The sequence below is a fragment of the Streptomyces rhizosphaerihabitans genome (assembly GCF_025399795.1).
In the GTDB taxonomy this organism is placed as follows: Bacteria; Actinomycetota; Actinomycetes; order Streptomycetales; family Streptomycetaceae; genus Streptomyces; species Streptomyces rhizosphaerihabitans.
The window spans coordinates 67414-82377 of the sequence record NZ_JAODTZ010000007.1 but is presented as its reverse complement, the minus strand read 5'-3'; the positions used below and the strand labels follow the sequence as shown (position 1 = coordinate 82377).

The window sequence follows — 14964 nt, the reverse complement described above, 5'->3', positions numbered from 1 at the left end:
TCCGGTGCGTGCGTGTACGGGAGGGATCTCTGGGATCCCAGGGTTCCCCTCCATGTTCACCACACTATACCCCTAGGGGGTATTTCTCCAAGTGGCGTCGCGGCGCGCCAGCGAGCGCGCCCAGGCCACCCCCGCGAGCGCGACGAGGAACAGGCCGCCCACCGAGAGCAGCGTGAAGAGGTGGTCCTGTGCGCCGGTGGGCCGCGGCAGCCGGCCCGGACCGAACAGCGTCCGGTCGAGTCCCGCGCGGCTCAGCCGCGCCACCAGCCACAGAGCGATCCCGTCCGTGGAGTCCCGCAGCGCGTGCAGCAGGGAGACGCCGAGGCAGGTGCCGAGCACCGGAGCGGTGAGCCGGAAGCGCCCGTCCGGGCGGCGGTAGGCGAGCAGCACCGCACCCGTGACCGCGGTCCACAGGCCGTGCCCGAAGGGGGTGAGCACCCCGCGCAGGACCTCGGCCCCCAGGAGCGTGCGCAGATCGACGCCCTGCAGGGACACGGCCGCGTCGAAGGCGTGGCCCGCGCCCTCCAGGGCCGCGAAGCCGAACCCGAGCGTCGCGCCGAGCACCAGGCCGGCCCGCGGCCCGCGGATCCAGGGTTGGCGGCGCAGCACGTACACCAGCGCGCCGAGCTTCACCGCCTCCTCGATCAGGCCGGCACCGGCGTACATCCACAGCGAGGGGTGCGGCAGTTGGTACTCCGTCACGGACGCGCCGAGCGCTCCGAGGGTGCCACCGGTCAGGAAACAGCCGAGGATCAGGTTCACGCCCAGGTCGCGGCCGTGCCGCTCGTACGCCCGGAGCACGAAGGCCACGGGCACCGGAAAGCTGCCGAGCAGGATCAGGGCCGGCAGCGGTGCGGCGCTTGTCGCGGCGTACGTGACGATCGCGGCCAGAGCCCAGAGGGCCAGCCCGATGCCCAGGCAGCGCTTCCAGAGGCCGACGGGGATCCGAGGGTGGGACGGCGGGGGCTGCTGCGGCCCTGGAACGCGGGCCCGGGGTGTGCCCGGTGGCTGATTCTGGGTCACGGCCACCCCTTTGCCCCTCCGGGCGGACCCGCGGGCTCGGACGGGTGACCCGCGTTCCGACGCACCGGGGCGTCCCGTGGGTGCGTGACACGGGGACGCGTGGATGGATCGATCCGCGGATCACTGATCGATTTGTCCGAACCTTATGGCATATGTCTCCGATGTTGCAGGTCGGAGCGCTGGCGTCGCCCCCGCCCGGCGCGGCTCAGCGGCCGGCGGGCAGCCCACCTTCGAGGAGCGGCTCCAGATAGCGGTGCATGACCGTTTTCAGCTCCGCGACGTAGGCGTCCCGTTCGGCGCCCTCGTGGGACATGATCAGGGTGAGGCCGGCCTTGAAGAGGTGGAGCGCCATGTTCGCCGTGCGCGTGCGCTCGTCGGACGGCATGTCCGGCAGGCGGGTCGCGATCATCTCCTCGACGCGGGCGAGGAGGGTGCAGTGCACGGTCCCGATCTCCTCGATGATCGCTCCCGGGGTGTCCGGGCCGTGCATCAGGACGGCGAAGGCCGGGTTCTCGACGTTGAACGCGATCAGCGGGTCGAGGATCGCGTCGAGCATCCGGTCCAGCGGGAGGCCGATGTTCTCCGGGGCGAGCGCCTGTCCGTGCGACTGTGCCCAGTGCTCCAGCAACTGGTCGCTGAGGCCGACCGCGATGGCCTCCTTGTTCGGGAAGAACTGGTAGAGCGTGCCGGGCGATACGCCGGCCTCGCGGGCGATGGCGTTGGTGCTCGCCCCCGTGTAACCGGACCGGCAGAACACCGAGGCCGCCGCTTCCAGGAGCTGGGCGATGCGGCGCTCGCCGCGGGCCTGGCGGCGACGCGGCTTTTCTTCGGCGCGCTGCTGCAGCGTCGGCGACTCCTCGGTCTGCTGATTCTCGGGCACGGTTATCCCCAGCTTCTCGGGACGCGATTGACAAACACGAGTGGTCGCTCGCATTCTTGAAAAACGCGAGCGCCGACTCGTGTTTGCCAGTCTATGGCAATGGGCGATCCATGATGCCTGCACGGATGCGGGTCATCGGGTCACGGTGAAGGGGACACCGCATCATGTCCGAAGTCGACGACGCGGATGACGGGCCCGGGGCGAGGCCCGGCGAGGGCGTGGGTGAGGGCTCGGGCGGGGGTACGGGCGAAGGCCCGGGTCGAGGTGCGGGCGGGGGCTCGGGTCGAGATGCGGACGGGCGCGCGCGGCTCGGCGGATGGACCCGGTTCGTGACCGCGCGGCCACGGCTCTCCCTGCTCGTCGCCCTCCTGCTGACCGCGCTCGCCGTGGTCGCCGGCAGCGGGGTCGCGGACCGGCTGGGCAGCGGCGGCTGGGAGGACCCGACCGCGCAGTCGACCTACGCGACGAAGGCGCTGGAGCGGGAGTTCCCCGCCTCGCAGCCCAATCTGCTGCTCCTCCTCGACGCGGGCGGAGCCTCGGTCGACGACCCCTCGGTCGCCGCCGAGGCCAGGCGGATAGCGGCGCGCCTGGCCGCCGAGCACGGCGTCACCGGCGTCGGCTCCTACTGGCAGTCCGGTTCACCCGCGCTGAAGGCACGCGACGGTCACGAGGCGCTGATCGCCGCCCGGATCACCGGCGACGAGACGGCCGCGGCCGACACCCTGGACCGCCTCGCACCCTCCTACCGAGGGAAGAGCGGTCCCGTCGAGGTCGAGATCGGCGGACCGGTCGCCGTGCGGCACGAGATGCAGACGACCATCAAGGAGGACCTGACCCGGGCCGAGATGATCGCCCTTCCGGTGACCCTCCTGCTGCTGGTCATGGTCTTCGGGAGCGCCGTCGCGGCCCTGCTCCCGCTCGGGGTCGGGATCATCGCGATCCTCGGTACCAACGCCGTGCTGCGCGGACTCACCGAGGTCACGGACGTCTCGGTCTTCGCGATGAACCTGACGACGGCCCTCGGCCTGGGTCTCGCCATCGACTACGCCCTGTTCATCGTCCGCAGGTTCCGCGAGGAGCTGGCCACCGGCGCCCCACCGCGCACCGCGGTCGGCACCACCCTGCGCACCGCGGGCCGGACCGTTCTCTTCTCCTCCCTCACGGTCGCCGTGTCGCTGGCCGCGATGCTGGTCTTCCCGCAGTACTTCCTGCGTTCCTTCGCCTACGCGGGCATCGCCGTCGTACTGCTGGCCGCGGCCGCCGCCCTGATCCTGCTCCCCGCCGCGCTGGTGCTTCTCGGCGACCGGGTGAACTCCCTGGACCTGCGACGCCTGTTCCGGCGCGGAAGGCCGGATCCGGCCGACGGCGGGGCCCTCTGGGGACGCATGGCCTCCCTCGTGATGCGCAGGGCACCGCTCTTCGCGGTGGCCACCACAGCCGGCCTCATCGTCCTCGGACTGCCCTTCCTGGGCGTGAAGTTCGGGACGGCCGACGACCGGCAGCTGCCCTCCGGCGCGGAGTCGCACATCGTCCAGCAGCACATCCGCGACGGCTTCCCGGGCAGCCCCGGCGGCGCTCTGGAAGTCCTGGCCGAAGGTGCAGCCACCGACACCCAGTACGCCCGGTACAGGGAGCGGATCGCCGCGCTGCCCGAGGTGCTGCGCGTGGACGGGCCCCTGGTGAAGGGCGACACCGCGTACTTCTCGGTGCTGCCGAAGGGCGAGGCCGTGGACGAGGGCGCCCAGCAGCTGGTGGGCGCCCTCCGGGCGGCGGACGCTCCGTTCGACACCTCCGTGACCGGCACGGCGGCCGTCCTGGTCGACTCCAAGCACGCGATAGCCGACCGGCTCCCGTGGGCGGCCGCGTTCATCGCGATCGTCACGCTGTTCCTGGTGTTCCTGCTGACCGGGAGCGTGCTGATCCCGGTCCAGGCGGTGCTGCTCAACGCGCTCAGCCTGACCGCGATGTTCGGCGCTGTGGTCTGGGTCTTCCAGGACGGCCACCTCTCCGGCCTCCTCGACTTCACCAGTTCCGGTTCGATCGAGACGACCCTCCCGGTCCTGATGTTCTGCGTCGCCTTCGGCCTCTCCATGGACTACGGCGTCTTCCTTCTCTCCCGCATCAAGGAGGAGTACGACCACACAGGCGATCACCGCGAGGCGGTCCGGTTCGGGCTCCAGCGCACCGGCGGGCTGATCACCGCCGCCGCGGTCATCCTCGCGGTGGTGATGGTCGCCATCGGCACCTCCAGGGTGGCCAACACCAAGATGCTCGGACTGGGTGTCGCGCTCGCTGTGCTGATGGACGCCATGGTCGTGCGCAGCCTGCTGGTCCCGGCGGTCATGCGTCTGACCGGCAGGGCCACCTGGTGGGCGCCCGGACCGCTGCGGCGCTTCCACGACCGGTTCGGACTCAGCGAGGGGGAGACACGGGAGCCGGCCCCGGACGCGGCATCGGACGCGGAGCCGGCACCGGCGGCCGAGCCGGGACCGGACGCAGAGGCGGAGCGCGGCCGGGACAAGGCCGAGGCGCGCGGCTAGCGTTCCCCGCGGAAGCTGATCTCCGAGCGGAGGGCGGGAGCCGATGAGGGCAGTGGTGTTCGAGCGGTACGGGGAGCCGGCCGAGGTACGGGACGTGGTGGACCCGGCGCCCGCGGAGCACGGGGTCGTGGTGCGGGTCGAGGCCACCGGGCTGTGCCGGAGCGACTGGCACGGCTGGATGGGCCACGACCCGGACATCACACTGCCGCATGTGCCGGGGCACGAACTCGCCGGGGTGATCGAGGCGGTGGGCGCCCGGGTGACCGCCTGGCACCCCGACGACCGGGTCACCGTCCCGTTCGTCTGCGCCTGCGGAAGCTGTCCCGCGTGCGCGGCGGGCGACCAGCAGGTGTGCGAGCGGCAGACTCAGCCGGGATTCACGCACTGGGGCTCCTTCGCCCAGTACGTGGCGCTCGACCACGCCGAGGTGAACCTGATCGCGGTTCCGCCGGAGTTGTCCTTCGCGACGGCGGCCTCGCTGGGCTGCCGGTTCGCCACGGCGTTCCGTGCGGTGGTCGCGCAGGGGAGGGTGGCCCCGGGCGAGTGGGTCGCGGTGCACGGCTGCGGCGGCGTCGGCCTCTCGGCGGTGATGATCGCGGCGGCGTCCGGCGCGCGGGTGGTGGCGGTCGACGTGGCACCCGCGGCGCTCGACCTGGCACGGAAGTTCGGGGCGGCGGAGTGCGTGGACGCCTCGGGCGCGGCGGATCCGGCGCAGGCGGTCCGTGAACTCACCGGCGGTGGCGCGCATGTGTCGCTGGACGCCCTCGGTTCGCCCGCCACCTGCGCGGCCTCGGTCAACGGTCTGCGCCGTCGCGGCCGGCACGTCCAGGTCGGCCTGCTGCCCTCGCCGACCGGCGCCACCCCGGTCCCGATGGCCCGGGTGATCGGCCTCGAACTCGAACTCCTCGGCAGCCACGGAATGGCGGCCCACGCCTACCCGGCGATGCTGGAACTGGTCCGGGCCGGCGTCCTGCGCCCCGACCTTCTCGTGACGTCCACCATCACCCTGGACGCGACCCCCTCCGCCCTGGCCGCCATGGGATCGGCGCCGGGGCCGGGGGTGACGGTCATCGAGCCCTGGGGGTGAGGTCCGGTCGTCCGTGGCGGTGACGGGAATCAAGTCCGCGCGAGGACACGGTGGTTGGGCGGTGCCCCGCCCCGGGGTGGGGCACCGGTCGCCGGGACTCCGTCCTGGGGTGGGGCACCGGTCGTCGGTATCCGGTCAGGCGTCCCTGCGGCCCCGGTTCCCCGGGCGGGAGGCGACCCAGGAGCGGACGGTGTCGGCGTACCAGTAGGGCTTTCCGGCCTCGACATGATCGGGCGGCGGCAGCAGCCCGTGCTTGCGGTAGGACCGGACGGTGTCTGGCTGCACCTTGATGTGCGCGGCGATCTCCTTGTACGACCAGAGTCTGCGGTCGGTCATGGGTGGCACCTCCCTGCGCGCACCGCGGCGGCGGCCTGGGGTGGTCGTCGGGGGAGCCGGGCGCTGCGCTGGTGATCACAAAGCGTGTGCCCCGTGAACGACGCAGCGTGAGCGATGGGCTGTGGCTGTTGACCGGGTGTGACGCAAGACCCGCGTATACGCGACATGTGTGACACGGAGGGGTTTTTTGTGACACGAGTGACGCATTGGCCGCCCAGAGGCGGAGAGTTGCCGGTGCGGTTCCGGGCAGGACGGTTTCTGCGGCTGCCCGCGCAGGGCTCGCCGGACCCGCCGGGCCCCGAGTGCCCGGCGGGTCGTCGGGGTGCGGCCCTCACGCCCCGCAGGACCTCAGGAACGCCCGGGTGCGCCGGGCGATCGGGAGCGGCTTGTCCGGCGGGCACGGGTACATGTCCTGCTCGACGATCGCGAAGAGTTCGACACCGAGCTGCTGCGCGGCGGCGAGGACCGGCTCCAACGCCGGTACGCCGGACGGCGGTTCGCACATCACGCCGCGCGCGACGGCGGGCCCGAACGGCAGCTCCTCGGCCCGCACGCCGGCCAGCACCAGCGGGTCCACCTGCTTGAGGTGGAGGTAGCCGATGCGTTCGCCGTACGTCTCGATGAGCTTGACGCTGTCGCCGCCGCAGTAGGCGTAGTGGCCCGTGTCCAGGCACAGCGACACCAGTGAGGAGTCGGTCGCGTCGAGGAAACGCGTGACGTTCTCCTCGCTGTCGATGTGCGTGTCGGCGTGCGGATGGACCACGATCCGCAGCCCGTAGCGCTCCCGCACCTCATGGGCGAGCCGCTCGGTCTGGGCGGTCAGATGGCGCCACTGGGTCGGCGTCAGCCTGCTGTCCTCCAGTACCGCGCCGGTCTTGTCGTCCCGCCAGAAGGCCGGGATGACGACGAGATGCCCGGCGCCCGTCGCCTGCGCGAGCGCCGCGATGTCCGAGACGTGCGCCCAGGTGGACTCCCATACGTCGGGACCCCGGTGCAGCCCGGTGAAGACCGTGCCCGCCGAGACGCTGAGCCCGCGCCGCGCGGTCTCCTCCCGGAGGATGTCCGGATCGGTGGGCAGATAGCCGTAGGGGCCGAGCTCGATCCACTCGTAGCCGGATCCGGAGACCTCGTCGAGGAAGCGCTGCCAGGGGACCTGCCGAGGGTCGTCGGGGAACCAGACGCCCCAGGAGTCGGGAGCCGAACCGATCCGGATGCGCGACAGTGAGGACGGAGGCGACGAACGCGGTGACGACTTCGACGAGGGCTCGGGCCGTGACCGCGGCGATGACTGTGGTGGCAACGACGTCATGGGCGCCAGCTTCGGGCGGCTCCGGAGAGGTGTCAAGCGTCGTCCGAATGTCTGGACAAAACGTTGACAGGCTTCGCGCGCGGCACTAGACCTGGGGACAGCCGTAGAGACCGCAGGGAAGGGAACTCGATGGCGTACGAGCTGATCACCATGGGGCGGATCGGTGTGGACCTCTACCCGTTGCAGACGGGGGTCCCACTGTCCCGGGTGACCTCCTTCGGCAAGTTCCTCGGCGGCTCGGCGACCAATGTCGCGGTGGCCGCCGCGCGGCTCGGACGCCGTACGGCCGTCATCACCCGAACGGGTGCGGATCCCTTCGGAACCTATCTGCACGAGGCGCTGCGCGACTTCGGCGTCGACGACCGCTGGGTCACCGCGGTCCCCGGACTGCCGACCCCGGTCACCTTCTGCGAGATCTTCCCGCCGGACGACTTCCCGCTCTACTTCTACCGGCAGCCCAAGGCCCCCGACCTGGAGATCGAGGCGCGCGAACTCGACCTCGACGCCGTGCGCGACGCCCGCGTCTTCTGGATGACGGGCACGGGGCTCTGCGCGGAGCCCAGCCGCACGGCCACGCTCGCCGCACTGGCCCACCGGGCCCGGTCCGGCACGACGGTCTTCGACCTCGACTGGCGCCCCATGTTTTGGAACGACACGGCCTGGAACAACACTGCCTGGAACAACACGGCCCCGAACGGCACGACCCCGAACGGCACGGCCTCGTACAGCGCGGTCTCGCGCAACGCGGTCCGGGGTGATCCCGAGGCCGCGCGTCCCTTCTACGCGGAGGCCCTGCGCCACGCCACCGTCGCCGTCGGCAATGTCGACGAGGTCGAGATCGCCACCGGAGAGCGCGAACCGCACGCCGCTGCCGCCGCCCTCCTCGAAGCCGGTGTCGAACTCGCCGTGGTGAAGCAGGGACCCAAGGGCGTCCTCGCCGTCCATCGCGACGGCACCACCGCCGAGGTCCCGCCCCTCCCGGTCCAGGTCCTCAACGGCCTCGGCGCGGGCGACGCGTTCGGCGGCTCCCTCTGCCACGGACTGCTCGCCGGCTGGGACCTGGAACGGATCATGCGCCACGCGAACGCGGCGGGCGCCATCGTCGCCTCCCGCCTGGAGTGCTCCTCCGCGATGCCCACCCCGCACGAGGTCGAGCGGGCCCTCACCGCCGGAGCGGTGCGGTGAGGGCGGGCCACGTCGGGGGAGCCCACCACGAACAGGGCGGCGACACACCTGCGGCCGCCGAGACGGCCGATTCGGCCCGCACGACAGCTCCCGCGCACGAGGAGCCTTCCGGCACCCCCGCGCACAGCGCCTCACCCGCCACCCCCGCGCGGCGGACCGCCGCCGGTACCCCGCCCACCGAACCGCTCACCGCCACCGCCGTCACCCCCGTCACCTACGACCGTCTGCGCCCACCGTCCCCCCGCGTCGACGTCCTCGCTCTCGTCCAGGTCCGGGCCCGTCACCCCGAGGCGATCGCGGAGGCCGCCGTGCGCCGGGTGCGCCGGCCGCTGCTCGACGGCTCCGGGCGGCTGATGATCGTCGCCGCGGACCACCCGGCGCGCGGCATGCTGGCCGTCGGCGACCGGAAACTGGCCATGGCGGGGCGCGTCGATCTGCTGGAGCGGCTGTGTCTCGCGCTCTCCCGCCCCGGAGTCGACGGTGTGCTCGCCACCGCCGACATACTCGACGACCTGCTGTTGCTCGGCGCGCTCGACGGCAAGGTGGTCATCGGGTCGATGAACCGGGGCGGACTCGCGGGCTCCGCCTTCGAACTGGACGACCGCTTCACCGGGTACCGCCCGAAGGACATCGAGCGGCTCGGCTTCGACGCGGGCAAACTGCTGCTGCGCATCGACTACGACGACCCGGGCTCGCTGCGCACCCTGGAGTCCACCGCCCGGGTGATCGACGAGATGGCCGAGCGGCAACTCCCGGTCTTCGTCGAACCGTTCCTCTGCCGTCGCCGGGACGACGGCACCCTGCGCAACGATCTGAGCGCCGAGGCCGTCACCAAGTCCATCGCCATCGCCGGCGGCCTGGGCGGCAGTTCGGCGTACACCTGGCTGAAGGTCCCCGTCACCGAGAACCCCGACGACATGGCCCGCGTCATGGAGACCTCCACGCTGCCCGCCGTCCTGCTCGGCGGCGACGTCGGCGAGGACCAGGAGGGTGCGTACGAGAAATGGCGCGGAGCGCTCCAACTCCCCACCGTGCAGGGCCTGGTGGTGGGCCGTTCGCTGCTGTACCCCGCGGACGGCGATGTCGCCGCGGCCGTGGACACCGCCGTAGGACTTCTGTGAGGGCCGCATGAGTCGTCCGAGGAACGAGCTGTACGTGCCCAAGGGCACCACCGCCGACGCCTATTACGCCCTCGACATCGCCCCGGAACGGGCCGGCTGGACGTACAGCAGTCTGCGGATCGTGGAGCTGGCGCCCGGTGGCACCCACATGTTCACCACAGGGGACAGTGAGTGGATCGTGCTCCCGCTCGCCGGCGGCTGCACGGTGCGCACCAAAGACGGCATGGAAGAGGAAGAGTTCCAACTCCTGGGCAGACGGAGTGTGTTCGACGGAGTCTCCGACTTCGCGTACGTTCCCCGTGAGGCCCGGGCCCAGATCGCCTCCGGCGCGGGAGGCCGCTTCGCCCTGGCAGGAGCGAAGTGCGAGCGCCGACTCCCCGCTCGCTACGGCCCCGCGCCGGAGGTTCCCGTCGAAGACCGCGGCAGCGGCAACTGCGCACGCCAGGTGCGCAATTTCGCCGCCGCGGACGTCTTCGACTGCGACCGGCTCATCGCCGTCGAGGTGATCACCCCCGGCGGCAACTGGTCCTCGTATCCGCCCCACAAGCACGACGAACACCTGCCCGGCGTCGAGTCCCGGCTGGAGGAGATCTACTACTTCGAGATCGACGGCCCGAACGGTTTCGGCTATCAGCGCGTATTCCCTTCCCGTGAGGGCGGTTCGGACGTCCTCGCCGAGGTCCGCACCGGCGATGCCGTCCTCGTCCCCGACGGATGGCACGGCCCGTCCATCGCCCAGCCCGATCACGCCATGTACTACCTGAACGTCATGGCGGGACCTGGCGGGGACAGGGAGTGGCGGATCCGTTTCCACCCGGGACACGCAGAGAGCACAGGGGGATACCGATGACCTCGACGACGAGGCTGACGGTCGCACAGGCGCTGGTGCGGTTCCTGGCCGCGCAGTACACCGAACGGGACGGCGCGCGCCGCCGGCTGATCGGCGCCACCTGGGGCATCTTCGGCCACGGCAACGTCGCCGGGATGGGCCAGGCCCTCGTCGAGTACGCCGACGAGATGCCGTACCACCAGGGACGCAACGAACAGGCCATGGTGCACGCGGCGGTCGGCTACGCGCGTCAGTGCGGCCGGCTGTCGGCGCACGCCGTGACCACCTCCATCGGGCCCGGCGCCACCAACCTCGTCACCGGCGCCGCGCTCGCGACGATCAACCACCTCCCGGTACTGCTCCTGCCCGGCGACGTCTTCGCGACCCGCCCCGCCGACCCGGTGCTCCAGCAGCTCGAGGTCCCCTTCGCCGGGGACGTGTCGGTCAACGACTGTCTGCGCCCGGTGTCGAAGTACTTCGACCGGATCACCCGCCCCGAAGCCCTGATCCCGGCGGCCCTCCAGGCGATGCGCGTGCTCACCGACCCGGTCGACACCGGCGCCGTCACCCTCGCGCTGCCCCAGGACGTGCAGGCGGAGGCGTACGACTGGCCCGAGGAGTTCTTCGCCGAGCGGACCTGGGCCGTGCGGCGCCCGGCGGCCGACGCCGGCGAACTGGCCCGCGCCGTCGCGGCGGTCCGCGAGGCCCGGCGTCCGCTGATCGTCGCGGGCGGCGGCGTCCACCACAGCCGCGCCGAGGAGGCGCTCGCCGAACTCGCCTCCACCACCCGTATCCCCGTCGCCTCCACCCAGGCGGGCAAGGGCTCGCTGCGCTGGGACCATCCCCAGGACGTCGGCGGCGTCGGCCACACCGGCACGGCGACCGCCGACGAGCTCGCCCGCACCGCCGACCTGGTGATCGGAGTCGGCACCCGCTACACCGACTTCACCACCGCCTCCGGCACCCTGTTCGGCGCGTCGGGCGTCCGTTTCCTCAACCTCAACATCGCTCCGTACGACGGCCACAAGCTCGCCGGCATACCGCTGATCGCCGACGCGCGCGCCGGTCTCGAAGCCCTCACCGAGGCGCTGCTGCTGCACCGCCACCGGGCGGAGCCCGCGTACGTCACCGAGTACACGGACGACAAGGAGCGCTGGGAGTACCGCGTCGACGCGGCCTACGAGGCCGAGGACATCGACCTCCGGCCCACCCAGCCACAGGTCCTCGGCGTTCTGGACGAGCTGGTCACCGAGGACGACATCCTGATCAACGCGGCCGGTTCGCTCCCCGGCGACCTGCACAAACTGTGGCGGGCGCGGTCGCGGGACCAGTACCACGTCGAGTACGGCTACTCGTGCATGGGTTACGAGATCCCGGCCGCGATCGGCGTACGGATGGCGGCCCCGGACCGGCCCGTGTGGGCGCTGGTCGGCGACGGCACGTATCTGATGATGCCGACCGAGATCGTCACCGCCGTCCAGGAGGGCGTCGCGATCAAGGTGATCATCCTGCAGAACCACGGGTACGCCTCGATCGGCGGCCTCTCCGAATCCGTGGGCGGCGAGCGGTACGGCACGGCGTACCGCTACCGGGCCGAGGACCGTACGTACACGGGGGCGCCGCTGCCGGTGGATCTCGCGGCCAACGCGGCCAGCCTGGGCATGCGGGTCCTACGCGCGAAGACCGTGCGTGACCTGCGGGCGGCCCTGGCCGAGGCGCGCGGGGCGGACACTCCCACTTGTGTCTACGTGGAGACCGAAACGGCAGACACAGTGTCGGGCGCGCCTCCGGCCCAAGCCTGGTGGGATGTACCTGTGGCCGAGACCGCGACCCGATCGTCGGCGGTCAAGGCACGTGAGGAGTACGACCGGCACGTCGCCGCCCGACGCCGCCATCTGTGAAGGAGTGCATGGCCATGACGAAGACCGTCGACCACTGGATCGCCGGCAAGACCGTCGAGGGTGCGTCGGGTACGTACGGGCCGGTCACCGACCCGGCGACCGGCGCCGTGACCACGAAGGTCGCGTTCGCGAGTGTCGAGGAGGTCGACGCCGCGGTCGCCGCCGCGAAGGACGCCTACGCGACCTGGGGACAGTCCTCGCTGGCCAAGCGGTCCACGATCCTGTTCAAGTTCCGCGCGCTGCTCGACGCCAACCGGGACGCGATCGCCGAGCTGATCACCGCCGAGCACGGCAAGGTGCACTCGGACGCGCTGGGCGAGGTCGCCCGCGGTCTGGAGATCGTCGACCTGGCGTGCGGGATCACCGTGCAGCTGAAGGGCGAGCTGTCGACCGAGGTGGCCTCCAAGGTCGACGTGGCGTCGATCCGCCAGCCGCTCGGTGTCGTCGCGGGCATCACGCCGTTCAACTTCCCGGCCATGGTGCCGATGTGGATGTTCCCGCTCGCCATCGCGTGCGGCAACACCTTCGTCCTCAAGCCGTCCGAGAAGGACCCGTCGGCCGCCATGAAGCTCGCCGAGCTGCTGGCCGAGGCCGGTCTGCCCGACGGTGTCTTCAACGTCGTGCACGGCGACAAGGTGGCCGTCGACCGTCTCCTGGAGCACCCGGACGTCAAGGCGGTGTCCTTCGTGGGCTCGACGCCGATCGCCCGCTACATCCACACCACCGCCGCCGCGAACCACAAGCGGGTCCAGGCCCTGGGCGGTGCCAAGAACCACATGCTGGTCCTGCCGGACGCCGACCTGGACGCGGCAGCCGACGCCGCCGTCTCCGCCGCGTACGGCTCGGCGGGCGAGCGCTGCATGGCGATCTCCGCGGTCGTGGCGGTCGGCTCCATCGGCGACGAGCTGGTGGCCAAGATCCGTGAGCGCGCCGAGAAGATCAAGATCGGTCCCGGCAACGACCCGACGTCCGAGATGGGCCCGCTCATCACGGCCGCCCACCGCGACAAGGTGGCGTCGTACGTGAAGGGCGCCGCCGGTCAGGGCTCCGAGGTCGTCCTCGACGGCACGGGCTACACGGTCGAGGGGCACGAGGACGGCCACTGGATCGGCCTCTCGCTCCTGGACCGCGTTCCGGTGACGGCGGACGCGTACAAGGACGAGATCTTCGGCCCGGTGCTGTGCGTGCTGCGCGTGGACACCTACGACGAGGGCGTGGCGCTGATCAACGCGTCCCCCTTCGGCAACGGCACCGCGATCTTCACCCGGGACGGCGGCGCCGCCCGCCGCTTCCAGCTGGAGATCGAGGCGGGCATGGTCGGCGTGAACGTGCCGATCCCGGTGCCCGTCGGCTACCACTCCTTCGGTGGCTGGAAGGACTCCCTTTTTGGGGACCACCACATCTACGGAAACGACGGCACGCACTTCTACACCCGCGGCAAGGTCGTCACCACCCGCTGGCCGGACCCGTCGGAGGCACCGGCGGGCGTCGACCTGGGCTTCCCGCGCAACCACTGAGGCGTGACCCGGTGCCCCGCCCCTCGTCCGGAGCGGGGCACCGTCGCGTTTCGGCCCTGCCGCCGTCCTGGCCTACTGCTGCTGCTGCTGCGCGGCGGCCTTCTTCATCAGCTCGGTGACGTCACCGGTCTGCGCGGCCGGCGGGGCCTTCACATCGGCGGTGGCACCGAACTTCTCGAAGTCCATGGTGACCGTCATGGTGCCGATCACCTCCTTGAGGCGGACCGGCAGGTCCTTGGCCCCGACCCAGATGTCCATGGTGATGGAGTCGGCGCCGCCGGTCACCGAGTTGAAGAGGGTGTCCTCGTCCCCGGATGCGAAGGCGTCCTTGGCCCTGCCCATGTGGTCCTTGTCGATCACGGCCCGGTAGTGGGTCGCGCTCTTTCCGCCGACGGTCTCCTTGCCGAGGTCCTCGACGTCGTTCGCGTACTTCAGGCTCCTCATGGTGGCTGCCGGGCTGCCGCTGTTCGAGCTTCCGCTCAACGCCTGGGCGCCCTTCTCGCCGAAGACGGCCGACCCGTCGACCTTCATCCACTCCTTGCCCTTGAGCGGGCCGGAGGGCTGCGGGTCGGTGTCGTAGTAGTAGGCGCCGTCCACGAAGAGCGTGCGGATCGAGGGGGCGTCCGTCAGCGTCTGCATCTTCGCGGCCTTGGTGTCCATCTCGACGTCGTACGCGTAGCCGTCGCCCCAGGAGTAAGTGCCCTCCATGGATATGGGGGCGCCGCCGTTCACCTCGGTGGTCATCCTGACCTCGGCCGAACCCAGGGACTCCGTCCGGTCCGTCGCCCGCCCCAGTGCCGCCATGATCGCGTCGGCGTGGCTGACCACCTCGGCCGTCTTCTTCGTGGTCTCCGCACTGCACCCGGTCGTCCCGGCCAGTGCCGCCGCGGCCACCCCGGCCCAGACCACGCCTCGCAGATAACGCATGTTCCCCACCCCTGTCCGCGCTCCTTCTGTGGATCAGAACTCTATGGGCAGGCAGTGACACGGTTACGCGCCGGTAGCCGTCCGGAGTGCGGACCAATTCAGGCGAGTTTCAGCACCGTGACTGCTGTTCTCGTCATGTGGTGACGAAACGGGTGATGCAGGTTGTCTATCGATACAACCTGCGAAAGCAAGGTCGTGCTCCAGTAATTCTTGATGATTGCAACATGTAGGCGCCACGACCTGGGAAAGCGATGTGATGTGCGTCGCTCCGCTACTGCGGATTCCGTAGGTGAACGGCCATTGACGCAA

At 71.2% G+C, this 14964-nt stretch carries 12 protein-coding genes; 7 read left to right on the top strand and 5 right to left on the bottom strand.

The window, feature by feature from the left end; genetic code table 11:
• Positions 1 to 72 precede the first annotated feature (72 nt).
• Positions 73 to 1023 carry a PrsW family intramembrane metalloprotease gene (locus N4G66_RS09335; RefSeq protein WP_261703530.1) on the bottom strand — a complete coding sequence of 317 codons (951 nt, stop codon included), beginning with the start codon at positions 1021 to 1023 and terminating at the stop codon, positions 73 to 75.
• 205 nt (positions 1024 to 1228) lie between these two features.
• Complete coding sequence (locus tag N4G66_RS09330; RefSeq protein WP_261703529.1) at positions 1229 to 1903, bottom strand: TetR family transcriptional regulator; 675 nt, start codon at positions 1901 to 1903, stop codon at positions 1229 to 1231.
• Between the two features lie 164 nt (positions 1904 to 2067).
• Here N4G66_RS09330 and N4G66_RS09325 point away from each other — a divergent pair, with 164 nt between their 5' ends.
• Together N4G66_RS09325 and N4G66_RS09320 are read left to right on the top strand one after the other, a co-directional pair.
• Complete coding sequence (locus tag N4G66_RS09325) at positions 2068 to 4443, top strand: MMPL family transporter (protein WP_391858783.1); 2376 nt, start codon at positions 2068 to 2070, stop codon at positions 4441 to 4443.
• 43 nt (positions 4444 to 4486) lie between these two features.
• On the top strand, positions 4487 to 5530 hold the full coding sequence (locus N4G66_RS09320; protein WP_261703527.1) for a zinc-dependent alcohol dehydrogenase family protein: 1044 nt from the start codon (positions 4487 to 4489) through the stop codon (positions 5528 to 5530).
• Positions 5531 to 5665: 135 nt separating this feature from the next.
• On the opposite strand, the gene N4G66_RS09315 is transcribed toward N4G66_RS09320, so the two are convergent.
• Positions 5666 to 5866, bottom strand: a complete 201-nt coding sequence (locus N4G66_RS09315; RefSeq protein WP_261703526.1) for a helix-turn-helix transcriptional regulator — start codon at positions 5864 to 5866, stop codon at positions 5666 to 5668.
• A gap of 331 nt (positions 5867 to 6197) precedes the next feature.
• On the bottom strand, positions 6198 to 7175 hold the full coding sequence (locus N4G66_RS09310; RefSeq protein WP_261703525.1) for a sugar phosphate isomerase/epimerase family protein: 978 nt from the start codon (positions 7173 to 7175) through the stop codon (positions 6198 to 6200).
• Positions 7176 to 7304: 129 nt separating this feature from the next.
• On the opposite strand from N4G66_RS09310, the gene iolC reads away from it, so the two are divergent.
• The 5 genes from iolC (at position 7305) to mmsA (ending at position 13728) form a co-directional block, all read left to right on the top strand.
• Entirely contained in the window at positions 7305 to 8360 is a 1056-nt protein-coding gene (gene iolC / locus N4G66_RS09305) for a 5-dehydro-2-deoxygluconokinase (protein ID WP_261703524.1), read from the top strand.
• A 224-nt stretch (positions 8361 to 8584) separates the two neighbouring features.
• Entirely contained in the window at positions 8585 to 9481 is an 897-nt protein-coding gene (locus N4G66_RS09300) for a Cgl0159 family (beta/alpha)8-fold protein (RefSeq protein WP_261703672.1), read from the top strand.
• A gap of 7 nt (positions 9482 to 9488) precedes the next feature.
• Positions 9489 to 10331 carry a 5-deoxy-glucuronate isomerase gene (iolB, locus tag N4G66_RS09295; protein WP_261703523.1) on the top strand — a complete coding sequence of 281 codons (843 nt, stop codon included), beginning with the start codon at positions 9489 to 9491 and terminating at the stop codon, positions 10329 to 10331.
• Positions 10328 to 12211, top strand: a complete 1884-nt coding sequence (gene iolD / locus N4G66_RS09290) for a 3D-(3,5/4)-trihydroxycyclohexane-1,2-dione acylhydrolase (decyclizing) (protein ID WP_261703522.1) — start codon at positions 10328 to 10330, stop codon at positions 12209 to 12211. The genes iolB and iolD overlap by 4 nt, the downstream gene beginning before the upstream one ends.
• A gap of 14 nt (positions 12212 to 12225) precedes the next feature.
• Positions 12226 to 13728, top strand: coding sequence for a CoA-acylating methylmalonate-semialdehyde dehydrogenase (gene mmsA / locus N4G66_RS09285; protein WP_261703521.1), 1503 nt, complete (start codon positions 12226 to 12228; stop codon positions 13726 to 13728).
• Between the two features lie 72 nt (positions 13729 to 13800).
• On the opposite strand, the gene N4G66_RS09280 is transcribed toward mmsA, so the two are convergent.
• Complete coding sequence (locus N4G66_RS09280; RefSeq protein ID WP_261703671.1) at positions 13801 to 14655, bottom strand: hypothetical protein; 855 nt, start codon at positions 14653 to 14655, stop codon at positions 13801 to 13803.
• Positions 14656 to 14964: the final 309 nt, after the last annotated feature.